The organism is Gardnerella sp. KA00243 (assembly GCF_049244105.1).
GTDB lineage: Bacteria > Actinomycetota > Actinomycetes > Actinomycetales > Bifidobacteriaceae > Bifidobacterium > Bifidobacterium leopoldii.
Genome location: NZ_CP058375.1, coordinates 53686 through 79766, shown reverse-complemented (window position 1 = coordinate 79766; position 26081 = coordinate 53686). Strand labels below are relative to the sequence as shown.

24 protein-coding genes and 2 tRNA genes are annotated in these 26081 nt (G+C 42.6%); 12 read left to right on the top strand and 14 right to left on the bottom strand.

The window, feature by feature from the left end:
* Window positions 1-74: 74 nt before the first annotated feature.
* The 4 genes from rplT to asnB form a co-directional block, all read right to left on the bottom strand.
* Entirely contained in the window at window positions 75-458 is a 384-nt protein-coding gene (gene rplT, locus HXT50_RS00280) for a 50S ribosomal protein L20 (protein ID WP_004105106.1), read from the bottom strand.
* A gap of 67 nt (window positions 459-525) precedes the next feature.
* On the bottom strand, window positions 526-720 hold the full coding sequence (gene rpmI, locus HXT50_RS00275) for a 50S ribosomal protein L35 (RefSeq protein ID WP_004128670.1): 195 nt from the start codon (window positions 718-720) through the stop codon (window positions 526-528).
* Window positions 701-1438 (bottom strand): translation initiation factor IF-3, encoded by a 738-nt coding sequence (gene infC, locus HXT50_RS00270; RefSeq protein ID WP_064621401.1) that lies wholly within the window; start codon window positions 1436-1438, stop codon window positions 701-703. Before infC ends, rpmI begins: the two co-directional genes overlap by 20 nt.
* Before the next feature lie 254 nt (window positions 1439-1692).
* Entirely contained in the window at window positions 1693-3579 is a 1887-nt protein-coding gene (gene asnB / locus HXT50_RS00265) for an asparagine synthase (glutamine-hydrolyzing) (RefSeq protein WP_004105112.1), read from the bottom strand.
* Window positions 3580-3879: 300 nt separating this feature from the next.
* Here asnB and HXT50_RS00260 point away from each other — a divergent pair, with 300 nt between their 5' ends.
* The 4 genes from HXT50_RS00260 to HXT50_RS00245 all read left to right on the top strand — a co-directional run bounded on the left by HXT50_RS00260 (window position 3880) and on the right by HXT50_RS00245 (window position 6994).
* Window positions 3880-4677, top strand: coding sequence for a thiamine diphosphokinase (locus HXT50_RS00260; protein ID WP_032835267.1), 798 nt, complete (start codon window positions 3880-3882; stop codon window positions 4675-4677).
* A 372-nt stretch (window positions 4678-5049) separates the two neighbouring features.
* Window positions 5050-6105, top strand: a complete 1056-nt coding sequence (gene gap / locus HXT50_RS00255) for a type I glyceraldehyde-3-phosphate dehydrogenase (protein WP_004573912.1) — start codon at window positions 5050-5052, stop codon at window positions 6103-6105.
* A gap of 176 nt (window positions 6106-6281) precedes the next feature.
* On the top strand, window positions 6282-6782 hold the full coding sequence (ybaK, locus tag HXT50_RS00250) for a Cys-tRNA(Pro) deacylase (RefSeq protein ID WP_004105119.1): 501 nt from the start codon (window positions 6282-6284) through the stop codon (window positions 6780-6782).
* A gap of 137 nt (window positions 6783-6919) precedes the next feature.
* The gene (locus HXT50_RS00245; RefSeq protein ID WP_369803150.1) at window positions 6920-6994 is read left to right on the top strand and encodes a 50S ribosomal protein bL37; all 75 of its coding nucleotides are present in this window, start codon (window positions 6920-6922) and stop codon (window positions 6992-6994) included.
* Between the two features lie 68 nt (window positions 6995-7062).
* On the opposite strand, the gene HXT50_RS00240 is transcribed toward HXT50_RS00245, so the two are convergent.
* Window positions 7063-7740, bottom strand: a complete 678-nt coding sequence (locus tag HXT50_RS00240; protein ID WP_174191522.1) for a sigma-70 family RNA polymerase sigma factor — start codon at window positions 7738-7740, stop codon at window positions 7063-7065.
* Window positions 7741-7889: 149 nt separating this feature from the next.
* Here HXT50_RS00240 and HXT50_RS00235 point away from each other — a divergent pair, with 149 nt between their 5' ends.
* The 4 genes from HXT50_RS00235 to HXT50_RS00220 all read left to right on the top strand — a co-directional run bounded on the left by HXT50_RS00235 (window position 7890) and on the right by HXT50_RS00220 (window position 12640).
* Window positions 7890-8669, top strand: a complete 780-nt coding sequence (locus HXT50_RS00235; protein WP_032842302.1) for an exonuclease domain-containing protein — start codon at window positions 7890-7892, stop codon at window positions 8667-8669.
* Between the two features lie 25 nt (window positions 8670-8694).
* Window positions 8695-10500 carry a UDP-N-acetylmuramoyl-L-alanyl-D-glutamate--2,6-diaminopimelate ligase gene (locus HXT50_RS00230; RefSeq protein ID WP_421776860.1) on the top strand — a complete coding sequence of 602 codons (1806 nt, stop codon included), beginning with the start codon at window positions 8695-8697 and terminating at the stop codon, window positions 10498-10500.
* A gap of 134 nt (window positions 10501-10634) precedes the next feature.
* Complete coding sequence (locus HXT50_RS00225; protein ID WP_116442641.1) at window positions 10635-11876, top strand: carboxylate--amine ligase; 1242 nt, start codon at window positions 10635-10637, stop codon at window positions 11874-11876.
* Window positions 11877-11911: 35 nt separating this feature from the next.
* A complete protein-coding gene (locus HXT50_RS00220) occupies window positions 11912-12640 on the top strand; it encodes an aspartate/glutamate racemase family protein (RefSeq protein ID WP_421776859.1) in 729 nt (242 codons plus the stop codon).
* Window positions 12641-12653: 13 nt separating this feature from the next.
* Here HXT50_RS00220 and HXT50_RS00215 read toward each other — a convergent pair whose 3' ends face one another.
* Window positions 12654-14111, bottom strand: coding sequence for a bifunctional folylpolyglutamate synthase/dihydrofolate synthase (locus tag HXT50_RS00215; RefSeq protein ID WP_421776858.1), 1458 nt, complete (start codon window positions 14109-14111; stop codon window positions 12654-12656).
* Window positions 14112-14389: 278 nt separating this feature from the next.
* On the opposite strand from HXT50_RS00215, the gene HXT50_RS00210 reads away from it, so the two are divergent.
* Both HXT50_RS00210 and HXT50_RS00205 read left to right on the top strand, forming a co-directional pair.
* On the top strand, window positions 14390-15985 hold the full coding sequence (locus HXT50_RS00210) for an aminopeptidase P family protein (protein ID WP_004573905.1): 1596 nt from the start codon (window positions 14390-14392) through the stop codon (window positions 15983-15985).
* Between the two features lie 283 nt (window positions 15986-16268).
* On the top strand, window positions 16269-17171 hold the full coding sequence (locus tag HXT50_RS00205; RefSeq protein ID WP_004105130.1) for a carbohydrate kinase family protein: 903 nt from the start codon (window positions 16269-16271) through the stop codon (window positions 17169-17171).
* Between the two features lie 80 nt (window positions 17172-17251).
* Here the strand turns inward: HXT50_RS00205 and HXT50_RS00200 are convergent.
* The 8 genes from HXT50_RS00200 to HXT50_RS00165 form a co-directional block, all read right to left on the bottom strand.
* A tRNA-Ile gene (locus HXT50_RS00200) sits at window positions 17252-17325 on the bottom strand.
* Between the two features lie 113 nt (window positions 17326-17438).
* Complete coding sequence (locus HXT50_RS00195; protein ID WP_032842304.1) at window positions 17439-18119, bottom strand: ECF transporter S component; 681 nt, start codon at window positions 18117-18119, stop codon at window positions 17439-17441.
* Window positions 18120-18401: 282 nt separating this feature from the next.
* Window positions 18402-18473 (bottom strand) — tRNA-Glu (locus tag HXT50_RS00190).
* A gap of 107 nt (window positions 18474-18580) precedes the next feature.
* Window positions 18581-19399 (bottom strand): tRNA (guanosine(46)-N7)-methyltransferase TrmB, encoded by an 819-nt coding sequence (gene trmB / locus HXT50_RS00185; RefSeq protein ID WP_410297418.1) that lies wholly within the window; start codon window positions 19397-19399, stop codon window positions 18581-18583.
* 159 nt (window positions 19400-19558) lie between these two features.
* Window positions 19559-20017, bottom strand: a complete 459-nt coding sequence (locus HXT50_RS00180; RefSeq protein ID WP_004105139.1) for a cell division protein SepF — start codon at window positions 20015-20017, stop codon at window positions 19559-19561.
* Between the two features lie 24 nt (window positions 20018-20041).
* Window positions 20042-21253, bottom strand: coding sequence for a cell division protein FtsZ (gene ftsZ / locus HXT50_RS00175; protein ID WP_032835254.1), 1212 nt, complete (start codon window positions 21251-21253; stop codon window positions 20042-20044).
* Window positions 21254-21455: 202 nt separating this feature from the next.
* Window positions 21456-22610 (bottom strand): tRNA dihydrouridine synthase DusB, encoded by a 1155-nt coding sequence (gene dusB / locus HXT50_RS00170; RefSeq protein ID WP_004573903.1) that lies wholly within the window; start codon window positions 22608-22610, stop codon window positions 21456-21458.
* A 69-nt stretch (window positions 22611-22679) separates the two neighbouring features.
* Window positions 22680-24200, bottom strand: a complete 1521-nt coding sequence (locus HXT50_RS00165) for a glycine--tRNA ligase (protein ID WP_004105144.1) — start codon at window positions 24198-24200, stop codon at window positions 22680-22682.
* A gap of 191 nt (window positions 24201-24391) precedes the next feature.
* Between HXT50_RS00165 and HXT50_RS00160 the strand changes: the two genes are divergently transcribed.
* The gene (locus HXT50_RS00160) at window positions 24392-24757 is read left to right on the top strand and encodes an MTH1187 family thiamine-binding protein (protein ID WP_116442637.1); all 366 of its coding nucleotides are present in this window, start codon (window positions 24392-24394) and stop codon (window positions 24755-24757) included.
* Between the two features lie 84 nt (window positions 24758-24841).
* Window positions 24842-26074, top strand: a complete 1233-nt coding sequence (locus HXT50_RS00155; protein WP_004573901.1) for a M20 family metallopeptidase — start codon at window positions 24842-24844, stop codon at window positions 26072-26074.
* Window positions 26075-26081: the final 7 nt, after the last annotated feature.

Sequence of the window (26081 nt, the reverse complement as noted above, 5' to 3'; positions counted from 1 at the left end):
AAGTAAATTTGTTGATTTAAAGAAAAAGCCCACCTGAATTGGTGGGCTTAAAATAAAACTCTATTAAAGCAAAATCAGGCTTCAACTGGAGCGTTTACATCAGCTGGCAACGCAGCCTTAGCAGCTTCAACAACAGCCTTGAAAGCTTCAATATCGGAAACTGCGAGCTCAGCAAGAGCGCGACGATCCAATTCGATGCCTGCCAAGTGCAAGCCCTGAATGAAGCGATTGTAGGTGATGCCTTCAGCGCGAACTGCTGCGTTAATGCGCTGAATCCACAACTTGCGGAAATCACCCTTGCGAGCCTTGCGGTCGCGGAAGTTATAAGTGAATGAGTGGAGCAGCTGTTCCTTTGCCTTGCGATAAAGACGGGAGCGCTGACCGCGGTAGCCAGAAGCCCTCTCAAGAACAACGCGACGCTTCTTGTGAGCGTTTACTGCGCGCTTTACTCGTGCCATAAGTATTCCTCAGCTTTCTTAAAATTTTCGATTGCGTATTCGTTTACAAGCAATTCTTACTTGTTACTTACTTAACGAGCAAGCCCTTAAGCTTCTTGCTCTGCGCAGTAGCCAATACTTTATCTTCAGAAAGAGCACGACGCTTACGAGCCGACTTGTGCTCCAAGTTGTGGCGCATGGCGCTACCATCGTGCATCACCTTACCGGTACCGGTAAGACGAACGCGCTTGGACGCTGCGGAATTAGTTTTCATCTTCGGCATTGCTGCCCTCCTTGTGATGTTGATCGGATTGCATAGCATTTACTGCAGCTGCAGCTTGTGACTGAACCTCTTGCTTAGCTGCAAGACGAGCAGCCTGACGAGCTTGACGCTCAGCGCGAGATTCAGCGCCACGACGACGTTGCTCAGACTGTGTATGAATTTTCTTGCCTTTTGGAGCAAGAGTCATAATAATATTTCGACCTTCTTGCTTTGGCGCAAACTCTACTGTGCCACTTTCAGAGACCTCATCTGCAAGTCGGCGCAACAATTCAACGCCACCAACCGGACGAGATTGCTCACGGCCACGCAACATAATAGTTACTTTTACCTTGTCTCCGCCGTTCAAGAAACGAAGCACATGACCTTTCTTCACATCGAAATCGTGATCGTCGATCTTGAGGCGGAAACGAATTTCCTTAACCTCTGCGACAGTCTGATTACGACGTGCTTCACGAGCCTTAATCTTTTCGTTGTACTTGTACTTACCGTAGTCAATAAGCTTGGCTACTGGAGGCTTAGCAGTAGGTGCAACTTCGACAAGATCGAGGTTAGCTTCCCTTGCAAGGTTTAACGCGACAGAGGTTGCGATAACTCCCACTTGCTCGCCCTTTGGACCAATAAGGCGCACCTGAGGGACTCGAATTTCCTCGTTAATGCGTGGTTCGTCGCTAATGATGACTCCAATCCTTCTAAATACTTGTAAGATGTAATACACCAAGAAGTCCAAGAGCTTAAGATTCACTACTTCATATCAATAAAACGCTATATAACAGCGCAGCAAGCAGCACAAGAAGCTAACTTGCGTGACCGAAGTCATGAACCCGAAACCACAGTAGGCTTCCAGGTGGGGACATCCCACTTTCTTGATTACTCAAGCCGAATATCTATTCTACTAGAAGCCTTGACAAAAAGGCAGTCAACACACGAAACGTGTTTTGACTGCCACAAATCAAAGCTAGAACTATGCGATTTCTACGCTAACTGCATTGGCTCAGGCTTCAATCCATCGTGATTAAAGTACACATCATACCAAGTCAGGAATGTGTAAACTGTCCAAATCTTACGGCGATCGTCATTTTTCTTTGCATAATTATCGTCAATCATACGAAGTAAAGCATCTCTATCGAAGAATTTAGCAGCATCGTCACTTTCAAACGTTTTACGAACAATCTTATAAAAACGTTCCTCACGCAACCAATCCTTAACTGGCACAGGGAAACCAAGCTTTTCTCTGTCATACCAAGCTTTTGGCAAATGACGGGAAGCAGCTTGTCGGAAAGCAAACTTCGTATTTTCATCAGTAATTAAATATTTAGTAGGAACTTTTTCTGCAACATCCATAAGAACACGATCAAGCAAAGGCACGCGAAGCTCCAAAGAATGTGCCATAGTCATTTTATCTGCCTTAAGCAAAATATCTCCTGGCATCCATTGATGCATATCAAGATATTGCTTTTTCTTCACTTCAGAAAGTCCCTTACCAGCAATTCTATTGTAAATAGCATCGACAATGCTGCGAACGCTAGGACCCTTGCGATACTCAGGTTTCAAAAGTTTTACAGCATCTTCCTCATTGAAAACCTTTGACTGACCGATAAAATGCTCCTCAGCTGGAGCCAAATTAGCGTACAAATGCCACGCTCCGTGGAAATGCTTACCCTTTGCAGCTCGACCAATCGCGTAACGCAACTTTTTTGGCAACTTTGCAAGCATGCGAGTCACAACTTTAATAAGTTTAGAACGCGTATGAACACCATAATCAATGTATCCTGCAAATAATTCATCTGCTCCCTCACCGCTTAGCACAACGCGTAAATCTTGCGAAGCTAATTTTGCAAGGAAGAATAATGGGACGCAAGAGAAATTAGAATCAGGTTCGTCCAAATACCACTGAATTTGTGGAAAATAACGGAATGCGTCAGCAGCGTCAATAATTTCAGATTTATTGTTTAAGCCAATAATTTTTGCCAATTCGCTTGCTTGTTTGGATTCATTGTATCTTCCACCAGCAAAACCAATAGAATATGTGTGTTCAGGGCGTGCAACAGCTGCAACATAACTTGAATCAACTCCAGAAGAAAGGAACGAACCAACTTCAACATCCGCAATTTGGTGAGCTTGAACAGAATCACAAACTGTTTTATCGATAGAATCAACTAATTCATTCAAGCGTTGCTTTGTTTCTTTGAAATTAGGATCGTAATATTGCTCAATCTTCATTTCGCCATTCTTATACGTAAAGCAATTACCTTCACGCAGCTTAAAAACGCCCTTGAAGAAAGTTTCGTTAATTGCAGGATATTGGAATGTCATAAACGGCTTAAGCGCATTTTCGTTAAGCTCCTTCTTAAAATCTGGATGGCGCAGTAAAGATTTAATTTCGGATCCGTACATAAAAGTACCATTCATTTGCGCATAATAAAAAGGCTTAATACCGAAATGGTCGCGAGCGCCGAACAATTCTTGAGTACTTTTGTTCCAAATAACGAATGCAAACATTCCGCGTAAACGATTAAGTAAGCCTTTACCCCACTCTTCGTAGCCGTGCACTAATACTTCTGTGTCGCAATCAGTGTGGAAAGTGTGACCAGCTTTAATAAGTTCTTCGCGAAGTGGCTTGTAGTTATAAATCTCACCATTGAAAGTAACTGCAAGATTCCCATCCTCGTTGTACATAGGTTGGGATCCACCGTGAAGATCTATAATGCTAAGTCGACGAAAACCGAGTGCTGCATGTTCGTCAATCATAGTTCCATATTCGTCAGGACCACGATGCGCAATCACATCTGTCATATCTTTTACAATTTGGCTTTTGACGTTAATTGGGGTGTCATTAATGAACCCTGCAATTCCGCACATTTATTTCTCCTCGTAGAATATACAACACAGCATTACGTTAGTCTACTAGCAAATAATTAACGAAAATCCATAATAACTTGGAAAATCTAACTTGCCATGCAATACTACACCAAGCACTTTATGTTAAGCGAGTATTAGTCTAAAAATTCCTGTATTTGCCGGAATAAAAAACAATCAAATGCGCTAATATCAAATCCGAAAAATGGCATAAAACGTAGTCAAATGTTGATTGACACTACGCTTATAAACTCTTGTTATAAATGTATGTCATCAGTACAAATGCAGCGTTATTATGTTGTTATGGAACCTTTGCAACGCTGCGTAGTATTAGCAGCAGGAGATTATTACGATCATACGCGTGAACATGTGCCAGATCGCGCTTTAACAATTGCAGCTGATGGAGGCTGGGATCATGCATGTAAATTAGGTTTGCATGTGGATGCGCTCATCGGCGATTTTGACTCTGTTAGATTAAAACTTCCTACTGATGCAGTTATTACTAGATTGCCTGCAGAAAAAGATGATCCTGACTTACTTTCTGCGTTGAAAGTCGGTTGGGCTAAAGGCGCTCGAGAATTTCATATTTTTGGAGGATTAGGTGGTCGAGTTGACCATACTATTTCTAATATTCAACTTATGGTTCGTTTAGCGCGCCGCGGCGGAATTGGATTCTTGTACGGCGACGGTCAAATTGTTACAGCAATACATGATGGATCTCTTGATTTTCCAGCATCATCTGGAGATGATTTGCGCATAGTTTCCGTTTTTTCTCATACTCCAGTTTCTAATGATGTAAATGAAGTTGGATTAAAGTATCAGCTTAAACACGCAACCATGCATGGAGATGCAGTACAAGGTTTAAGTAACGAATTATTAAATGATACGCCTGCTCATATTGACGTTCATGAAGGAACACTTATTGTAACCTTCCCTATTAATGCTCCATTACCACAGGTAAGCTGGTTTAAAAGACCAATTGGAGATTTAGGCGAAGTCGATACTTCTATATCTGAGGCATTAGCAGTTCCTCTTGAAAGCGAGACTACTCCAACATATTCGACTACTGCAGCTGCTGAAGCAATGACGTATAACGAATAGGCGCAAACTTTAGTTTATGCAAATGGCTGACGAGGTTCTTTTACTTGAAAAACTCGTCAGCCTTTTTCTTTTTAAAATTACACTCGTTGTTCAATTGAACAATATTGATTCGTAAAATGTTATGCAAAAACGCAACTGGAAACTATCAAAAAATTCACAAAAACACTCATAAAACACAGCATGTTAACGCTCACTGTTCTCATAGTGCATGATTGCAATAAAAGTGAGCTATATTACAACTCTTCGTACATACCGCACACTAAAATGAACACCGTTAATTCAAATAACGATGACCTAAATGCGTGAGTTTTCATCGCGAAAATAGCGCGACTTAAAACGTTGCGCACGAGGTCTCACTCAAGGGAGAACCACATGACAGTCAAGATTGGTATTAATGGTTTCGGTCGTATCGGTCGTCTCGCATTCCGTCGTATTTTTGAGCTTCAGGCTCGCGGCGGTCAAGCAGGTGACATCGAAGTCGCAGCCATCAACGATCTGACCACCCCTTCGATGCTCGCCTACTTGCTCAAGTATGACAGCACCCACGGCACATTCCGCCACGATGACGGCACCCCAGTTGAGGTAACCTCCACCGAAGACGCAATCGTTGTAGATGGCAAGACTTACAAGGTTTACGCCGAAAAAGACGCAAATAACATTCCATGGGTTAAGAACGATGGCGTTGAATTCGTTCTCGAATGCACCGGTTTCTACACTTCTGCAGAAAAGTCCCAGGCTCACTTGAACGCGGGTGCTAAGAAGGTTCTTATTTCTGCCCCTGCTAAGGATGAAACCACTCCAACAGTTGTGTTCGGCGTTAATCACGAAATCTTGAAGGCTTCTGACAACATTGTTTCCGCTGGTTCTTGCACCACCAACTCCATGGCTGCAATGGTGAAGTTGCTTCAAGACAACTGGGGAATCAAGTCCGGCTTCATGACCACAATTCACGCCTACACCGGCACTCAGATGATTCTCGACGGTCCACGCGGCTCTAAGCCACGCAATAACCGTTCCGCAGCTTGCAACACCATTGAGCACTCCACCGGCGCTGCTAAGGCAATCGGCAAGGTTGTGCCAGAAGTTAACGGCAAGCTCCAGGGTCACGCACAGCGCATTCAGGTTCCAGACGGCTCTGTTACCGAGTTGACCACTGTTCTTGAGAAGCCAGCAACCACTGAAGAAATTAACGACGCTTTCAAGAAGGCTTTCGAAAACTGCGAGTACTTCGGTTACAATGCAGACAGCATCGTGTCTTCTGACATCATCGGCGACACCCACGGTGGCGTTTTCGATCCAACTCAGACCGACGTGAACACTGTTGACGGTGTAACTTTGGCTCGTACCGTTACCTTCTACGACAACGAGTACGGCTTCACTTCCAACATGATTCGCACTCTTCTTTACTTCGCTGAAATCTCCGAGTGATTTCGCTAAGCATCAATCAGCAATAGCTGGTTGTGCGAATATTTAATATATAAACCCCTTGTGCTGCTTTCTAAGCTCCACAAGGGGTTTATATGTTTAATATACACTAAGTCAACAGTCGGTATAGCATATCATGTAACACAATTTGACAGTTGAGTATAAGGCACGGTAACAAAATGAGTAAAAAACATGCAGAAACCGGAAAAGCAACTCCAGCTATTGCGCAACTCGAAAACGCAGGCATCACCTTCCGCATAGCGCAATACGAGCATGACGCTGATCACATGGACGACGGCTATGGAATTGAGGCTGCTGAGAAGCTAGGCGTAAGCGCAGCTCAAGTTTGCAAAACTCTTATGGTTGACACTGGTGAAAAGCGAGTAGTTGGAATTGTTCCAGTAAACGGACGTCTCAATATGAAAGCAATTGCAGGAGCAGTACACGCAAAGAAAGCAAGTATGACAAGCCCAGAAGTTGCGCAACGAGAAAGCGGCTACGTAGTTGGCGGAATCTCACCATTCGGACAAAAAACGCACCATGAAACAGTACTAGATAGTAGCGTAATGCAATTTGATGAGATTCTTGTTTCTGGAGGAAAACGAGGATTGGACGTAGTTCTTAATCCTCAAGATATCGTAACATTATTAAACGCAACTGTAGCTGATATAGCAGCATAAGCAACATAAGCTTTATTACTGCAAATATTGTTACTAACAAGTGATTACTCACACGAGATTAGTACGTTGACAAATATAACGTCTTGGCAACGTGCGATAATCCCTAAGGTTGTTCATTAATCGTTAAGGAGTGCATTATGGGTATGCGTGGCCGCAAGCGCAAGGCGCGTCGTAAAAAAGCAGCGAATCATGGCAAAAGGCCAAATGCTTAAGCTATAAATTCGCTTATACATACTGTAAAGCCCACGTCAATCGTGGGCTTTTTCGTTTTAGCATACTTTTATTCACCACAATAATCAGAAAGCTCACGTTTAAGTTGCATGCGAGCGCGGTTAAGTCTGCTCATAATAGTGCCTATTTTTACGCCTTCTTCTTGGGCAATTTGTTTATAAGATTTACCTCGAATAGCGACTTCAATAAAAACTTTTCTACGCTCAGGCGGCAACTTACTAAGCGCAGCAATAATCTCTTGTGGAGCAAACCCTTCTAAATATTCTTGTTCAGCAGAAAGCATTCCTTTTGCACAATGATTAGAAGCCTCATAAATATCCCAATCATTGTAGTCGCCAGTTTCATCGTTAGCACGTTTAGGGCTTCGTTTTGCTTTCGCGTACTGATTAAAATACAAATTTCGTTCAATCCTGTTAATCCAGGCAGCAAAATTTGTGCCAGGCTGAAAAGTTTCAAAAGATTTAAGAGCACGCTCAAAAGTATCTTGCACTAAATCTTGCGCATCCTGCGCATTTTGCGTAAGACGCATAGCTTGAGTGTACAAAGGATCAACGCAAGTAGATACAAGTTGTTCAAATCTTTTGCGTCGACTTTCCATTGCAGAACTTTGCTTAGTATCTACTAAACGATCACTAAATAAGCGAGCATTACAATTTTTTGCACTTTGTTTTTTAGCTCTTACGCTTTTAGAGCACATAACATTTGTCTTCTCGATTTGCTCACTCATATAGTCAATAATACTTTTACTTTGCACATATAGCTACTAATTTGTCGTGTTGCATAGTGTAGCGCAGCGCGAGATGATAACACATCGCAGCACAATAATGCAGCGCGGCATAGTGTGACATTGCGTGACATTGCGGTAGTATTGTGACTATGCCAACTCATATTCAAGAATTGTTAAATGCTTTAGATTTAGCACCTAAGCAAGCTGAGAATACATTACTTGCTGAATCATGGTTACTTGGTTTCGACACTGAAACTACAGGTGCAAATATTGGTAAAGATGCCATTGTTTCTGCAACTCTAGTATTACGCAATCCTGAACTAGCTCACGCTGGAGATGTGGTATCAACTTGGTTAATTAACCCTCATCAGCCTATGAATCCTAAAGCAAGCGAAGTAAATGGTTTCACAGACGAATACCTTCAAGAACACGGCGGAGAGCCTGAAGAGGAACTTGAATTCCTTGCGCGCGCAGTAAGCATAGCTCAAGCTAAGAATATTCCACTACTTGCTTATAACGCTCCATTTGATATTGCAATGTTACGTCACGACTTGAAGCGTTGGCATCTTACTGCGTTAGAAGAACGCGCAACTTGTTCAATACATGCACTAAACGCTAATGACATTCTTACTGTTGATCCTCTTGTTATCGATAGAGCTGTTTCTAGAAGATCCGGCAAGCGCACTCTCACTATTACATCTCAATTTTATGGAGTTGAACCAATCGGAGATTTCCACGATGCTACAGCAGACACAGTTGCAGCTCTTGATTTGATTGCTCCAATGAGCAAACTATATGAGTCAGTAAGTTGCATGAGGCTGAATACTATGATGGATTGGCAGCGCGAAGCTTATATTAATTGGCGAGATAGCTTCAATCAATGGCTGCAATCTCACGGGCGTGAGCCTATTACTGGAACATGGCTATAAAACATTTTGTGAAAAGAAGTAAATTATGATCATGTATAACACGTTGTCATTAGCAAGCGCAAGTGAAATTTTGCAACACTATGGTTTGTTGCGCGAAATGATTCAATATTGTAAAGCAGAAGATACTAATAGTGCCAATACTGCTAATACTAAAGAAAAAACTGTAGACTCTACTCATTCTCGCAATGAAATATGGTCTTTAAATCCGTATTATTTCCCAAATATTGATGCAGACGAGTGCTTCACTAACGCAACTTACGATACTCGCGATATTACACCTGGAACACTTCTGTTTATTAAAGGCAATTTTCAGTCGGAATATCTTTTAGATGCAGATAACAAAGGACTTGCTGCATATGTTGCTGAACAAAGCTACGCACAATACACAAAAGCTGTTGGTTTAATTGTTACGGATGCTAAAAAAGCAATGAGCGTGCTTGCAGCAGCATTCTTTGGAAATCCACAAGAAAAACTCACTATTGTTGGAATTACTGGAACTAAAGGCAAAACAACTACAGCCTACTTTACTCACGCTATTCTAAACTCCCATTCGCACGGTAAAGCAGCACTGTTTTCTTCAGTAGATAATTGCGTAGACGGAAAAAATTACGTTGAATCTAATTTAACTACTCCTGAAAGTTTTGATGCTTTCAAAATGATGCGCGAAGCTGTAGATAACGGCATGAAGTATCTTGTTATGGAAGTTTCTTCACAAGCTTATAAGGTGAATCGCGTATATGGTCTTAAATTCGATGTTGCAGCATTCTTAAACATTAGCCCAGACCACATTAGCCCTATTGAGCACCCAACTTTTGAAGATTACTTGTATTGCAAACGACAAATTATTGCAAATACTAAGCGTTTAGTATTAAATTCTGATACAGATCACGCAGATCTTCTTTTACAAGATGCAGAACGCAACAATGTGCTCGTAACAACTTTTGCTCGCATTAAAAAAGATGAAATAGAAAGCGACGCTTGCGAAAATGACAATTTCGATGATCTTGACGACGATCGCATAAATTATTGCGCTCCTGCTAACGATGATGACTACACAGAATTACTTACTCCTGACTACATTGCAATGCCAGTAGAAAATAGTGAATCACATTGCATCGCTATGCGAGACTCAAGCGAAGACGACGACTATGAAGATAACGACTACGAAGAAGACGTGCACTACTGCCCTATTGACGAATTCGCATTGTCTATTGCAGGAGATTTTAACTACGAAAATGCTTTAGCTGCAATCGCTATTGCAGGAGAATTGGGAATTAATCAAGATACTGATTTACACGCATTACACGCTATTGAGAACGTGAAAATTTCTGGACGCATGGAAGTTTTCAAAGACACGCACTCAAATATGATTGCAGTTGTCGACTATGCGCATAACTACATTTCTACAAAATCAGTTCTTGACTTTGTAGAAGAGCGCTACGGCAAATTTAATCCTCGAATTACGCTAATAACTGGTTCCACAGGAGATAAAGCTGTCGACCGTCGTAAAGAAATTGTTGAAGCAGCGCAAAACCGCATAGAACAGTTTATTTTCACTACTGAAGATACTGATACTGAAGACGTAATGCATATTTGCGAGGATATGCAAAGTTATGTTACGGACCCAAATGTTTCTTCACGCATTATTATCGACAGAGCTGAAGCAATAGAATACGCTTACAACGATGCTGCAAACAGCGAACAAAAAAATGGAAAATTAAACATTCTTCTTGCTATTGGTAAGGGCGATGAACGTTGGATTAAAAACAAACGAAAGCATGTGCCGTATGAGGGTGATTCATTCGTAATAAAGCGTCTTTTTGGTCTGTAATACGCTTATGCGAAAGTATGAAAATATACGAATAAAATAAACGCAATTACTACATAAACTAAATAACAAGCTAGCTAACAAACTAAATAACAAACAAGTTAAATAACAAATTAAAACAAATGAAGAAGATACAAATGAATAATCAACAATTCCAACCTGTGTTACTCGGTAGCGATATAAACGCATATGGCATGGCTCGAGCATTCCATGAAGAATATGGCATTACTTCAATTGCTTTTGCGCACTTCCAACTTTCACCTACGAAATTTAGCAAAATTGTCGATGTGAGAATTGTTCCAGGCTTTGGAGAACTTCCTACATTCCGCAATACAATGCTTAATTTTGCTAAATCATGGCATCAAGAGCATCCTAATACCAAGCTTCTGCTTATTCCTTGCGGCGACGTATATGCGAACCTTCTAAGCCAATGCGGTGATGAATTGCACGAATATTTTGCTTTCCACACATTGCCAAATTCGCTCAATCGCCAGCTTAGCCTTAAAAGCTCATTCTATAAAACTTGTGAAAAATACAATCTTCCTCATCCAAAAACTAAAGTTGTAAACGCTCAAGAAGTAGCAGCGCACGCTTATGAAGATTTGCCATTCAGCTTCCCTATTGCTATGAAACCAGCAAATAGCACTAAATGGCTTGATATTGATTTTGAGGGACGTAAAAAAGCTTTTATTATCAATACTCCGCAAGAACTTGATACTCTTATTCAACGCTCGTACAAAGCTGGCTACGATGATGAAATGATTTTGCAAGACTTTATTCCTGGAGACGACAGCCGCATGCGTGTGCTAAATGCTTACGTTGATAGCAATCATCATGTGCGCATGATGTTTCTAGGACACCCTCTACTGGAGGATCCAACTCCAGAAGCAATCGGCAATTATGCAGCTATTATTCCAGACTACAATGAGGAAGTTTTCCAAAATATTAAAGCATTTTTGGAAGATATACGTTACGTTGGCGTAGCTAATTTTGATATGAAATACGATGAGAGAGACGGAAAGTATAAGCTTTTTGAAATCAATTTACGCCAAGGACGTTCAAGCTATTTCGTCACTTTAAACGGATTTAATATTGCTAAATATTTTGTTGAAGATTTAATTGACCATAAGCCTTTTGACGGGAATACTGTGTTCGGCCGTGGAGAAAAGCTGTGGATGGAGATTCCGCGATCGATATTTTGCAATTATGTAGCAGAAGGCGATGAAAAGAAGCGCGGTCTTAATATGATTCGTCGCGGCGATTGGGGCACTACGCTAGAATATAAAAAAGATATGAATCTGCTACGCTGGTTGATGATTCGTCATATGTTTTCAATTTACACAAGACGTTATGCAGAATTTTTCCGCAATAAAGCGTGAAAATTATTACGTAACTTTGAAGGGAATATGAGACAATGAAACGTCCGTTTTTTGCTGTACTTGGCGGCATGGGCACACTTGCAACAGAAAGCTATATTCGTTTACTTAATAAAGAAACGCATGCGCATAACGATCAAGAGTTTTTAGATTATGTGGTGTTCAATGATGCTTCTGTGCCAGATAGAACAGCATATATTGTTGGCGAATCATCCGAAAGCCCATTCCCTACTCTTGCAGACGACATAGCTAAAGCAACTGCGATGGGTGCTTCATTTATTGTGCTCACGTGCAATACTGCGCATTACTTTTACGATAAGTTCCAAGCGCTTACCGACGTGCCAATTATGCATATGCCACGTGGTGCTGTAGCTGAAGTTTCTAAACGTTACCCAAGGTCTAAATGTAACCGTATTGGCTTCTTAGGTACTGCAGGGTCGCGTAAAGCTGAAGTGTATCAGCGCGCTATAGAAGAAGCAGGATACACATTCGTAGCACCCGACGACGATTTACAAAAACGCATTACATCGCTTATTTATGATGATGTAAAAGGCACAGGCGATCTTAATTTACGCCGTTACGAGTCCGTTTTAAGCGACATGCTCGATCCTGCAGGAGCGTGCCGTTGCGACGCACTTATTTTGGGTTGCACAGAATTAAGTGTGCTTAATGAAGCTTTCCCTCTTCCGCAAATACCGTTAGTTGACGCTCAAGCAGTACTTGTAAAAAATACTGTAGAAAAAGCTAAATCTTTGCGAATGAAGTAGCAAAAATAGCTTATCAGGACTCGTCAATATTTGGGTGGATTGCTACGCGCTGATCCTTTGGCTTTTTTAGATCCGGATTCACGTGCTCAACAAGCATTGTGCGCGCGTCTCCTGCAGTGACGAAACTACCGCAAATAAGCACTCCATGACCATAGCCCACACCAAGCTCATCGTCTTCATCAACTAAATCAACGGCAGTTTGAATAGCATCCGGCAACTCGTCAACACGAATTACGCGATCCTCGCCAAATACGCCTACAGCAATCTTTTCGAGCTCTTCTGGATCCATAACACGGTCGCGCCAAGAATTACGCGTAACAACAATCTTCGTCAAAATAGGCTCAAGAACACCCAAGTATTCTTCAACTTGCTTATCTGCCATCATTGCTACAACGCCAATAAGCTGCTCAAAATGATAGTTTTCTTCAATAGTTTCGCGAAGAGACTCAGCAGCATTCACGTTATGTCCACCGTCAATAATGATCGTAGGCGAAGTACGAACCTGCTCAATACGACCAGGAACCTTAACCTGGCTTAAAGCCTCTGCAACTAAAACGCCATCCAAAGCACCATTTACAGGCAGCACAACCTCTGCAGCGGCAAGAGCTGCCAAAGCATTATGAGCCTGATGTTTGCCAAACTTGTCAATCGGAACATCCTCATAAGTGCCAAGAGGCGTACGCAAAGTAACAACCTGTCCGCCAACTGCAGGAGTACGAGACACAACTTCAAGCTCGCCATCTCCATAAGAAGAATCGCGCAATAATGTAGCATGATTGCGCTCCGCAACTTCCTTAATAATTGGCAAAACCTTAGCTTCATGCGGCTGAGGACCCAAAATAACAGTGCAATTTGGCTTGATAATACCAGCCTTCGTGCGAGCAATCTCTTCAACAGTGTTTCCAAGCCATTGCATGTGATCCATATCAACCGGCCCAATAATTGCAGCATCAGCATTCATAACATTGGTGGCATCCCATTCACCACCCATGCCAACTTCCATAACAGCAACATCAACAGGAGCATCCGCAAAAGCCCAAATTGCCATGGCTGTAAGCACTTCAAAAAAGCTCATTTTTGGCTTACCGTCAGCCTCCATGCGAGCGTCAACCATGTCGATAATGTCTTTCATTTGATCCCACACATCAACGAACTGATCGTCACTAATTTCCTGTCCGTCAATCATAATGCGCTCGTTTACGCGCTCCAAATGTGGAGAAGTATATAATCCGGTTCGCAAACCGTATGCTCGACAAATCGACTCAGCCATTCGAGCAGTAGAACCTTTGCCGTTCGTACCAGTTATGTGAATAACACGCATAGACTGCTCTGGATGACCTAAAATATCGAGAATAAGACGCATGCGGTCCAAGTCGAGATTAGTTTTATTATGTTCTGGAGCTCGGCTCATAATATTGCGTTCAATATCAACAATTCGCTCATTATTGCGATTTGGATTTTCAATAGACATAACTACTCCCCCTAATTTTTACGCTCGCTCACTCATTTTCCAACTATCTAGATTAGTTGATACCAACAACACACGCATATAAATATGTTGTGACAATATTCACATAGCAAAAGCGTTTTATACGCACTTTGTAAATTGCGTATAAAATCTTGCTATTTTGCACTAAAAAACTCGCATAAAACACTAAATAAGACTATGTTAGTTTATTGACTGTTTATTTACTATTTGTATAATTTGCGCAAGCAAAAATTAACAAGCAAAAATTAAGGAGCCTCATAATGGCAGAATATACGCCAACTGAGCACGGCGAAGAGCTAAAGGCTGACGGAACACAAAAGACAGAAGATCGTGTAAATAACCGTTCACTTCGTCCAAACAGTGATTCTTTTAAAGATTTTATGACGAATAACTGGGATAACCAGGAGCCAGAAGTTAAGGCTCTTGAATCTAGTAGGTATATTCCAGCTCGTTTAGAGGCTCTTTCAAAACGTTTCCCAGGCGAACGTTTAGTTATTCCTGCAGGACAACCAAAGGTGCGTAATAACGACTGTGATTATGCTTTCCGCCCAGACACTACATTTGCCTACTACACTGGATTAGGTCAAGACTATGAGGCTGGTGCTGTGCTTGTTATGGAGCCAGTCAACAAAGATAGCGAAGAAGCTAAGGCTGGAAAAACACATGTACCTGAGCTTTTTGTAGCTCCACGCGCAGATAACAGCACTTCAGCATTTTACAAGGATCCTCACTATGGAGAATATTGGGTTGGCCCTCGTGCAGGCTTAAAAGAACTTAAAGCAATGACCGGCATTGAAACGCGCGATATTGCAGAACTTGACGACGCTATTGCAAAGAATGTAAGCGACGACGCTAATGGTGAGGGCATTCGCGTGCGAATTGTTCGAGAAACGGATCCTGAGCTTACTGCAAAAGTTGAAACAATGCGCGAAGCAAGTGGATTTACTGATGAAGATGCAAACACTTGCGCAGACGACAAATTGCACGAATTCGCTGCAGAAGCACGAATGCTTAAGGACGACTACGAAATTCGCGAAATGCGCAAAGCTATTGCAGCCACAAAACTTGGTTTTGACCGCATGCTTACGCGTTTGCCTAATGCTTTAGGTCATGAGCATTCCGAGCGCATGATTGAGGGTGCTTTTAATTCTGTTGCTCGCGAGGAAGGAAACGAAGTAGGCTACGACACTATTGTTGCTTCAGGCAAGCACGCACCAATTTTGCACTGGATGCGCAATACTGGCGTTGTTTCCAGCGGAGAATTGCTACTTATTGATGCCGGCGTTGAAGTTAACAGCCTCTACACTGCTGACATTACACGCACTTTCCCAACAAATGGCAAATTCACTGACTTGCAAAAGAAGCTTTACCAGTGCGTTCTTGACGCTCAACAAGCCGGTTTTGAGGCAGCTAAGCCAGGTGCAACCTACTCCGATATTCACCATGCTTGCATGCGCGTTCTAGCCGAACACTTACACGAATGGGGAATTTTGAAAGTTAGCGTTGAAGAATCACTTTCGCCAGAAGGCCAACAGCATCGTCGTTGGCACGCTTGCGGCGTGGCTCATCATCTTGGTTTGGATGTGCACGATTGCGCACAAGCACGCTATGAGTCTTATCAGGGCGCAAAAATTACTCCAGGAATGATATTCACTATTGAGCCAGGATTATACTTTGCAGCTAACGATTTGATGCTTCCTGAAGAAATGCGCGGAATTGGAATTCGTATTGAAGATGATGTGCTAATGACTGAAAACGGTCCAGAATGGCTTTCTATTGACATTCCAAAGCAAATCGATGATGTAGAAGCATGGATGGCTGAACAAGCTCACAAAAGTGATATTTTCCAACATTAAGCAGCAAATCAAAGTAATAGGAAAATATAATAAAACGAAATAATAATATAGTACGCCAGCATAAGCTAAGTTAAACGTACGCAATATGGCACTTATGGTGCGCTCTATAGAAACGTAACACGCATTGCGCATGTTACTTATCGAAAGGGCGCACCATAATTGTTTATATAGCATTTTTACAAGCAAAATTTGCATCAAAATGCTTTTGAAGAAGCGAGAAGATATTTAGTAAAAAGTATAGCTCTACAAATTTGCTGCACTGACGCGCGCGAAAGGAATATTTATGACTAAGCCAATTGTTCTTTCACTCGGCGAACTTTTATGGGATTTACTCCCACACGGAAAACGTGTTGGCGGAGCGCCAGCAAATTTTGCATATCACGCACAGTGTCACGGAGCGCAAAGTTGCATGATTAGTGCTGTTGGTCAAGACCAACTCGGCGATGAGCTGATTGACAAAGTAAACAAAGCTGGCATCGCTTCAATTATTCAACGCAACGCTTGGCCAACAAGCACTGTAGAAGTAACACTAAAAAATGGAATACCAGAGTACACTATTCTACGAAATATAGCATGGGATCATATTCTTTACACTCGAGAACTCATTGATTTAGTAGAACGAGCAGATGCAGTATGTTTTGGCACTCTAAGCTTACGTTCTCAAGAAACTCACGACACAATTTTACAATTGTTAAAGCATACTAAGCCTGGAGCAATGAAGTTCTTCGACATTAATATTAGAAGCGATCACTACTCTAAGGATCTTATTGACACATTACTTCAAGAAGCTACAGTATTTAAGCTTAACGATTCGGAACTATTCTTATTGCGCGACATGTTCAATATTCGCGACACTTCAGACGAGGAAGCTTGCAAGTGGTTCCAAGCTCGTTATGCACTAGATTATGTGATTCTTACAGGCGGCTCTACTTTTAGTACGATTACTACTAGCACTGGAGAAAGCTCAACTATCCCAACTCCACACGTTGACGTTCTTGACACAGTTGGTGCTGGGGACTCGTTCTCAGGAACATTCACAGCGCATATTCTTAAAGGAGAAAGCTTACAAGAGGCGCATCGCGCAGCTGTTAATACTGCAGCATTCGTGTGCACTCAAGAAGGAGCATGGCCTAAGTATCCAAAACAAATACCAGATTACTTGTCATTGGCAGAAAATAACAAATAGAACAAAAAATAAAATTTAAATTATAAGATACAAAAATGCCACTTCATAAACCATAATGAAGTGGCATTATTAATATCTTGTGGGGCCTCAGGGGCTTGAACCCTGGACCGACGGATTATGAGTCCGCTGCTCTAACCGACTGAGCTAAAGCCCCACGCTAACAAAGTTAGCAACGACTAGATTAGCACATACCCATAAACGTCGCCAACTCAGTGAGTCGAATTTTTGACCTTGCTTAGGATTACTGAGCTTGAAATCCCGATGATTTCAAGCTCGGTCAGAACGTCCAGATGCGAAGTTATCAAGAGCACCAGTTTTGCGCAAAGCTAAATACACAAACCACACAAGCACTCCAGAAAGCAGCAATCCACTAATAAGCTCATTAAGCATGTGAATAGTAATATAAGTTGGAGCCTTACCTTGATACTTAGTAAATGTTAAGTAAACTCCATACTCAAACGCTACCAATAATCCAGATACAACGCTTAAAGTCAAATTAAACTTTCGCAAACGGAAAATTAAGAACGGAATCTCCGCAAACACACCCTGCAAAAGTGCGGAAATAAGCGTATCTCGCATATTAAACGGAGTTCCAAGAAGCACCTGTACAAATGCTGCAACAACATTTACATACACTGCAGAACCTGGTTTACGAATAAGCAAAACTGCAAGAGTTCCAGACAAATACCAAACACCATGCGTGATGCTTGCAAAACCAGGAAGAACAGCTGCATTCAAAGTACGAATCAAAGGAATAAACACCAAGCCATAGCCATACAAGATAACGCCAAAAACAGCAGCAAGAGCAGCACCTAATGCGATATCTGCAACACGCCAACGCATGCTTACAACCCTATTAATACTAAAAGCAGCATTACTATCCACTTGATCCGTTACACAATTAGATGATTCTAATCCATTATTATTTGTATTGAAAATATCGCTCATAGGAAATCCTTTTTTAAGCTGCTGCGCATTGTAAATTACTGAATTGAATACTTCCTGACCTACACAGCCCGGGCAGAAGTACCAATGAGAAAGTGTATCATCTCTAAAAAGCACAATATACCTTTTGTGATATTTAATACATTGTCAAATGTTATATCGATTTATAGAAAAAATATATGAAAAACTAATTGCTGCGCAAAAATAGGGTAAGCAGTAAAAATAGAAATACAAAAATCAGAAATACGAAAAACGCCGCTGAAAACCCAGCGGCGTCGTAATTTGTACCCCCTAAGAGAGTCGAACTCTTGTTGTCAGATTGAAAGTCTGGTGTCCTAACCGTTAGACGAAGGGGGCTTCGAACCAAACCATATGATATTAACACTCAAAAAAGCAGTACGCAACTCACGGCGTGTTGAGGCTAAGTACAACTGCAAAGCTCCGAGAACAGCGGCGGCAAAGCATTATTGTGCTATGTAGGTGAAGTCGTGAATCGTGCGACCAGCTTCCAAGCCTTTGCGCTCAAAATTCGTAAGAACTCGACCAGCAAAGCGCTCAGACTCGCTAAAATCTGCGTGCGGAAGAGCTGCTGCAGTATCAGCTGTACCTTTCCCTACATGCTCAATTGGAAGACTTGCGTTTAATTCGCCAATATTTGCAAAATCTTCGCGAGAATCCATAATCTCATGCACATGCAAAGCGTAATCCTCAATATCTGTAGCAATGCGCCACGCACCCCCTCTACGCAACGCCTGGTGTATTGTAGAGGCAAGCTCTGGCTGCACAATACGACGCTTATGGTGGCGCATTTTAGGCCATGGATCCGGGAAGAAAGTCCAAACTTCTTCTAAAACTCCGCAGTCGCACGCAGCGAAGAAATCAGGAGCGTTAATTTGCGCAATACGAAGATTAGTCAAACCTTGCTTTCCAGCAAGAAGCATTGTGTGAGCAACGCCTGGATCATAAACTTCAAGCGCTAAAAAGTTAGTTTCCGGCAAACGTTCAGCTGCAGCAACAATGTTTTCGCCTTGCCCGGAACCAATTTCAACAATAAGCGGATTATCATTCCCCCACTTATCGCTAATCCAATCATGCGTAATGTTCAAATTTTCGCGCAATCTAAATGAGCCAGGCGCTTCAGTAACGTCTAGCAGGTACTGACTTGCATAACGCTCCTGAGCGTGCTGTAAACGCGCATCTAAGCGCCCAGAACGACGCACAAACGACAATACAGTGCGTTGCTTGGCTTGCATAGTGTTTTCGTTTTCATTTTCAGTGCTCATGAGATTACTTTCGTTATTTGGGCTATATGCCTTTAGTTTAAATTCGCATGATTTTAGTTATGCTCGTACGCATCGCTTTTATGCTACCAAAAAGTATAAAAAAGCAGCGAAAGTTGTTAAACAAACGCTGCTCAATTAATTCTTTAGCAAATACAATTTTTAGGAGAACAAGTCACGCGCAGTATTGTCGTTCGGAGCATCCTCTACTTTGATATTCACTTGTGCTGGGCTTAGCAAAAATACCCTAGGAGTCACACGCTCAATAGAACCGCGAACACCAAATACAACTCCAGCAGAAAAATCAACAATACGATACGCAACCGATTCAGTTACACCAGTAAGGTTTAAAACCACTGGAACACCGTCACGCAAAGCACGACCTACCATTTGCGCATCATCGTAAGACTTAGGATGAATTGTAGTGATACGACTCATACGACTAGCATTCGCACGAGCAGAACCACCACGCAAATCATTACCATGTTGCGACACAGCAGGAGTTACCGAGCGATCATTATCGAATGACGTTTCTTGAACATCAGATTCAGCATAATCATCATCCTCAGGCACATCTGCCATACCAACGTATGACATCACGTTCTTCATAAAGCCAGCCATGAAGCAACCCTCCTCTCGTCACGCTTAACGCAGAAAATCAGGAATATCTAATTCGTCAGGTTCGGCAGGCTGCTGTACAGGAGCTGCCGCAGGAGAATATTGCTGATTCATTGCAGGCTCAAACATAGAAGGCATAGAAGCAGGTTGTTCTACTTGTGGAGCAGCTTGAGCTTCCTCTTTGAAAGATGAGGTAGACTGTGCAGGAGCTACAGGCTTAACATCTGCTTGCATATCAACAAACTGACCAGCTTTAGCTGAGGACTCCTCCGCCTTAGGATGAGCATCAAATCCAGCAGCAATAACCGTAACTCGAACCTCATCGCCGTAAGAATCATCGAGGGAAAGACCCCAAATAATTTGAGCTTCTGGATGAATAGCTTTACGAACAAGTTCAGTTGCAGCAGAAGCTTCCTGAAGCTTCAAATCACTTGGACCTGCGATATTAATCAAAGCACCGTGAGCACCCTCAATGCTTTCTTCCAGCAATGGGGAGCTAATAGCAATTTCAGCTGCCTGAGTTGCACGATCCTCGCCTTTTGCAGCACCAATACCGAACAATGCGGTACCCGCTCCGCGAAGAACAGCTGTAACATCAGAGAAATCAACATGAATGTAAGAATTCATGGTAATTAAATCAGTAATGCCTTGCACACCTGCGAGCAATGCAGTATCTGCCGTCTTAAATGCTTCAATAATTCCAATAGTACGATCAGAAATTTCCAAAAGACGATCGTTTGGAATAACAATCAACGCGTCAACTTCTTTGCGAAGATTCTCGATACCAAGTTTTGCAGATGCAGCACGTTGTGGTCCTTCAAAACCGAATGGACGTGTAACAACAGCAATAGTCAAAGCACCTTGCTGATGAGCTGCACGAGCCACAATTGGGCTTGCACCAGTACCTGTGCCGCCGCCTTCACCGCAGGTAACAAACACCATGTCAGCACCCTTAAGTGCCTCTTCAATGTCTGATTGATGATCCTGCGCAGCCTTAGCACCCTTTTCAGGATCAGCACCAGCGCCTAAGCCTCGGCTCGAAGCATCAGATAATGAAATCTTTACATCAGCATCAGAACGCAGTAAATCTTTAGCGTCAGTATTAATGGCCACAAACTCTACATTCTGTAGGCCCTCGCTGATCATCCGATTGACGGCGTTACCGCCGGCACCACCGACGCCGACTACCTTGATGATGGTTTTGTCGTTGAAATTGTCAGTCTGGGCAATCTCGCTCACCGTTATCTCCTGTCACTCACGCACGTTTACACAATATTTTAGCGCAAAACGCTCGATACTGACGACGTTTTCACAATAAACTGAAAAAATGTCACTGCTTTGATAATACACCGTGCTATATGCAAATATGAGCACAAGGTGATTTTAATAGAATATTCTCGAAATAATCAGAGCAAAAAAATGACGAAAGCCCTAGAAAACACTAGTAACTTGCATCCATTGGATCATCACCAAATAACGCCTCTCGCTCTTCGTGACTAGTTGTACGAGAATCTAACCACCCATACGGCAAATGAACTTTTTTAGCAAATCTAACTCGTCCACGCGGCGTGTCTAACACCTTTTCTGGCAAACGAAGAGAACCATCAAGCATATCGAGATTACGTTGAACATCCTCAATCGACTCGCACTCCATAAACGCTTTACGAGTGCCACCGCCAACAGGAAAGCCCTTTAAATACCAAGCAACATGCTTACGCAAGTCGTGAACAGCCATACGCTCGTCACCATCATAAAACTCAACTAAAAGCTTCAAGTGACGCAAAATAACGGAACCAACTTCTGCCAAAGTAGGATTCACACGATTATCGCTACCTTCGCAAGCATTGCGAATATCAGCAAACAACCATGGGCGACCTTGGCATCCTCGACCGATAGCAACGCCAGCGCAACCAGTTTCCTTAAACATTGCGAGCGCATCTTCCGCACCCCAAATATCACCATTGCCAAAAACGGGGATATTCAGCGCCTCTACAAGCTCACCAATACGCTGCCAGTCTGAATGACCACCGTAATATTCTGCAGTTGTGCGAGCATGCAAAGTTACAGCAGCGCATCCTTCTTCTTGTGCAATATGACCAGCTTGAATAAAAGTTTCATGATTCTCGTCAATTCCAACACGGAATTTAGCCGTAACAGGGATTCCTGCAGGCTCACAAACAGAAACAACGCGATGCAAAATTTCTTGCAACAAATCAGTTTTCCAAGGAAGAGCAGAACCGCCGCCGCGTCGCGTCACTTTTGGAACTGGACAGCCGAAGTTTAAGTCAACGTGGTCAGCCATGTTTTCGTCGACAACAATTCGAGCTGCCTGCTCAACAATAGAAGGATTTACACCATAAAGCTGCAAAGAGCGCACTTTTTCGCTAGGAGCAAAACGGCAAAGTCTAAGCGCTTTTGGATTTCGTGCAACTAGAGCTCGCGCTGTAATCATTTCTGCTACGTAAAGCCCGTCCGGACCAAATTCGCGGCAAATTACGCGAAATGGCCAGTTAGTGATCCCAGCCATTGGAGATAGAACAACAGGAGTTGCAATATGAACTTTCCCTAAATCCACTGGTTTTATAGAAAAATTCATATTGCTTTAACTCCGTTCACTATAATAATAATTTTGCTTATTAATGCTTAAGCACTACTCAAACGCGTATTAGTACAATCCGCCAGCAGTAGCGATTTGTACAGGCTTAGACTCGTCTTCGCCAGCTTCTTTAGCAATATCCGTAGCACCGTCGGCTGCACGAGTACCAACGATTTCAACAGGACCTTGCGGATACTTAACACGTTTTTCGTTAATTCGGCTAGCAACGTAATCTGCAACCTTGTCCAAGGAAACGCGCTCTTGTTGCATAGTGTCGCGCTCGCGAATTGTAACAGCATGATCTTCCAAAGTATCGAAGTCGACTGTTACGCACAAAGGAGTACCAATTTCGTCCTCACGACGATAGCGGCGACCAATAGCACCAGCCTCATCGTAATCGATAACCCAATCATGCTGACGCAAATCTGCAGCCAAATCTTGAGCAACAGCTTGCAATTCTGGCTTCTTGCTCAAAGGCAAAACTGCAGCTTTAACAGGAGCCAAACGAGGATCAAGTCGAAGAACAGTGCGCTTGTCAACTCCGCCCTTAGTGTTTGGAGCTTCGTCAACGTCGTAAGCATCAACCAAGAATGCCATAAGCGAGCGCGTGAGACCAGCCGCAGGCTCAATAACGTAAGGCACATACTTTTCGCCAGTAGCCTGGTTAAAGTAGCTCAAATCCTCGCCGGAATGCTTAGCATGAGCAGACAAATCGTAGTCAGTACGGTTTGCAATACCCTCAAGCTCTCCCCAATCCGAACCTTGGAAGCCGAATTTGTATTCAATATCGACAGTGCGCTTGGAATAGTGGCTGAGCTTCTCCTTAGGATGCTCATACATGCGCAAGTTTTCTGGCTTCACACCCAAATCAACATACCAACGCACGCGAGTGTCAATCCAATACTGGTGCCAAGCTTCGTCGGTTCCAGGCTCTACGAAGAATTCCATTTCCATCTGCTCAAACTCGCGAGTGCGGAAGATGAAGTTTCCAGGCGTAATTTCGTTGCGGAAAGACTTACCAATATTTGCAATACCGAAAGGTGGCTTTTGACGAGTAGAAGTCATGACATTCTTAAAATCGACGAAAATGCCCTGAGCTGTTTCTGGACGCAAATAATGCAAGCTATTTTCGTCTTCAACCGGTCCTAAATGAGTGCGAAGCATCATGTTGAAGTCGCGTGGCTCAGTCCAGTTTCCGCGAGTACCGCAATCTGGGCAAGCAATGTCTTTTAAGCCATTTTCTGGCATTTTGTCGCCATGCTTTTCAGCATAAGACTCTTCCAACTTATCTGCACGATGACGCTTATGGCAATTCAAGCACTCAATCAAAGGATCGTTAAACACGGAAACGTGACCGGAAGCAACCCACACCTGTGAAGGCAGAATAACGGAAGTATCCACTCCAACAACATCTCCACGCGTGGTCACCATGTAGCGCCACCATTCGCGCTTGATATTATCTTTCAACGCAACACCGAGTGGGCCGTAATCCCACGCAGAACGCGTGCCACCGTAAATTTCGCCGGCTGGGAACACAAATCCTCGACGCTTAGCCAAGGAGACGACTTCATCAAGCTTTGAAACAGCCACAATACACCTTTTCGTAAAACTAGAAAATTCGGGTGAAAACGTTGCTATTATAGAAAAACCCTGTGACGCTTGTAAAATTGTTAAAGTAACTGTTAAAGTAACGCAAATTTATAAGTTTGTTGACGCATTATTTGGCGTTGTCTTGTTTTGCTAAATTTGCGTAAGATTACGATTTTAAAGGGATTGTTACTATGAGTGAAAATAATAACGGGAATACAAACGACCACATGAACGAGCACAGAACTAACACGGTCGCAGCGTTGTGTATTGCTCCAAGCGGAGTCGGAGACGAGTTGAGCGAGTACGTGGCGGATGCCGTACAAGTAATTCGCGATTCTGGATTAAAGAACGAAACTAACGCAATGTTCACGAATATTGAGGGCGAATTTGATGACGTTATGCGCGTTGTAAAAGACGCTACAATGGCTTTAGTCAGCAAAGGATACCGTACCGGAGTAATACTAAAATTAGATATTCGCCCTGGTTTTAGCAATCAAATTGACGCAAAAAGTGCACTTGTAGATAAAATTCTCAACGAACGAAATAAAGAAGAATAAAACTGAAATCAAATAATCTCAAATAATCTCAAATAATCTCAAAACTCAAAAAAGTTATAATAAAACAAAGGAAAGCAGGAATTTATGCTGCAACTTACGGCAGTTCAAAAAATATTATCCGATTTAGATGAAACCCAAGCAGAACGAGAAAAACAATACAAATACTTTCATCAACATCCTGAACTGTCAATGAAAGAAGATCATACAGCTCAAACAATTATTGATATTCTTAGCAAAGCTGGGATTGAAACAAAGCGAGTTGGAAAAACAGGCGTTGTGGCAGAGATTAAAAACGGCGAAGGTCCTGTTGTTGCTATGAGAGCGGATATCGATGCGCTTCCAATTAAAGAAAATTCAGGAAAAGATTACACTTCAACAGTTAGCACGCAAGACGAAAATGGCAAAACGGTTGGAGTTTCACACGCTTGCGGTCACGATTTTCATATTTCCAGCCTACTTGGTGCCTTGAAGGCTTTTAATGAACATAAAGATGCTTGGAGAGGAACGTACATTGGCGTTTTTCAGCCTGGAGAAGAAACAGCTCAAGGCGCAAAAGACTTGGTGGAAAATGGCATTACGAGCATGATTGCAAAGCCCGACGTTTACCTTGGTCAGCATGTGTTGGGTGCTATTCCTGCAGGAACAGTCGGTATTCGTTCGGGCGCATTCTTAACTACTGCAGCTTCGATTCGCGTGCACATTTTTGGTAAAGGTTCGCATGGTTCTATGCCTGAGTTGAGCGTTGACCCGGTGGTTGTTGCTTCATCAATTGTGCTTAAATTGCAGACGATTGTTTCTCGCGAACTTGCAGCTAAAGATTACGCAATTGTTACAGTTGGCGCGCTTAATGCAGGAAGTAAGTCGAATATTATTCCTGATGATGCCGAGCTTTTAATTAACACAAGAACTTATAGCGAAGATACTCAAGAATTTGTGCACAATGCTATTGAACGAATTGTGCGTGGAGAGTGCGAGCTTGCAAGATGTCCTAAAGAACCAGAGTTTACGTATTATGATCGCTATCCGCTTACGAATAATGATCAGAATGCGTCTTTGCGCGTGCGTAAAGCTTTTGATGAATACTTTGGAGAAGATTCTGTAGATATTTCGCGCGCTTCTGCTTCGGAAGATTTTTCTATAGTCGCGAACGCTTTTAAAACTCCTTACGCTTACTGGGGCTTAGGTGGTTTTGCGGATATGCAGAATGCTCCTGGAAATCACAATCCGGCATTCGCCCCAGATTTGCAGCCCACTCTTAATCGCGGATTAGCAGCTGCAGTTGTAGCAGCTTGCGCTTGGCTCGCTAGCGAAAAGTAACAAATCT

What these genes read in the sequence shown, in the direction of transcription:
- trmB (WP_410297418.1), bottom strand. Translation starts at nt 19,399, where the DNA reads ATGAGCACTGAAAATGAAAACGAAAACACTATGCAAGCCAAGCAACGC.
- gap (WP_004573912.1), top strand. Translation starts at nt 5,050, where the DNA reads ATGACAGTCAAGATTGGTATTAATGGTTTCGGTCGTATCGGTCGTCTC.
- HXT50_RS00235 (WP_032842302.1), top strand. Translation starts at nt 7,890, where the DNA reads ATGCCAACTCATATTCAAGAATTGTTAAATGCTTTAGATTTAGCACCT.
- HXT50_RS00205 (WP_004105130.1), top strand. Translation starts at nt 16,269, where the DNA reads ATGACTAAGCCAATTGTTCTTTCACTCGGCGAACTTTTATGGGATTTA.
- HXT50_RS00220 (WP_421776859.1), top strand. Translation starts at nt 11,912, where the DNA reads ATGAAACGTCCGTTTTTTGCTGTACTTGGCGGCATGGGCACACTTGCA.
- HXT50_RS00160 (WP_116442637.1), top strand. Translation starts at nt 24,392, where the DNA reads ATGAGTGAAAATAATAACGGGAATACAAACGACCACATGAACGAGCAC.
- HXT50_RS00210 (WP_004573905.1), top strand. Translation starts at nt 14,390, where the DNA reads ATGGCAGAATATACGCCAACTGAGCACGGCGAAGAGCTAAAGGCTGAC.
- HXT50_RS00225 (WP_116442641.1), top strand. Translation starts at nt 10,635, where the DNA reads ATGAATAATCAACAATTCCAACCTGTGTTACTCGGTAGCGATATAAAC.
- rplT (WP_004105106.1), bottom strand. Translation starts at nt 458, where the DNA reads ATGGCACGAGTAAAGCGCGCAGTAAACGCTCACAAGAAGCGTCGCGTT.
- dusB (WP_004573903.1), bottom strand. Translation starts at nt 22,610, where the DNA reads ATGAATTTTTCTATAAAACCAGTGGATTTAGGGAAAGTTCATATTGCA.
- HXT50_RS00180 (WP_004105139.1), bottom strand. Translation starts at nt 20,017, where the DNA reads ATGGCTGGCTTTATGAAGAACGTGATGTCATACGTTGGTATGGCAGAT.
- HXT50_RS00195 (WP_032842304.1), bottom strand. Translation starts at nt 18,119, where the DNA reads ATGAGCGATATTTTCAATACAAATAATAATGGATTAGAATCATCTAAT.
- asnB (WP_004105112.1), bottom strand. Translation starts at nt 3,579, where the DNA reads ATGTGCGGAATTGCAGGGTTCATTAATGACACCCCAATTAACGTCAAA.
- HXT50_RS00260 (WP_032835267.1), top strand. Translation starts at nt 3,880, where the DNA reads ATGGAACCTTTGCAACGCTGCGTAGTATTAGCAGCAGGAGATTATTAC.
- ybaK (WP_004105119.1), top strand. Translation starts at nt 6,282, where the DNA reads ATGAGTAAAAAACATGCAGAAACCGGAAAAGCAACTCCAGCTATTGCG.
- HXT50_RS00155 (WP_004573901.1), top strand. Translation starts at nt 24,842, where the DNA reads ATGCTGCAACTTACGGCAGTTCAAAAAATATTATCCGATTTAGATGAA.
- rpmI (WP_004128670.1), bottom strand. Translation starts at nt 720, where the DNA reads ATGCCGAAGATGAAAACTAATTCCGCAGCGTCCAAGCGCGTTCGTCTT.
- HXT50_RS00230 (WP_421776860.1), top strand. Translation starts at nt 8,695, where the DNA reads ATGATCATGTATAACACGTTGTCATTAGCAAGCGCAAGTGAAATTTTG.
- HXT50_RS00240 (WP_174191522.1), bottom strand. Translation starts at nt 7,740, where the DNA reads ATGAGTGAGCAAATCGAGAAGACAAATGTTATGTGCTCTAAAAGCGTA.
- HXT50_RS00215 (WP_421776858.1), bottom strand. Translation starts at nt 14,111, where the DNA reads ATGTCTATTGAAAATCCAAATCGCAATAATGAGCGAATTGTTGATATT.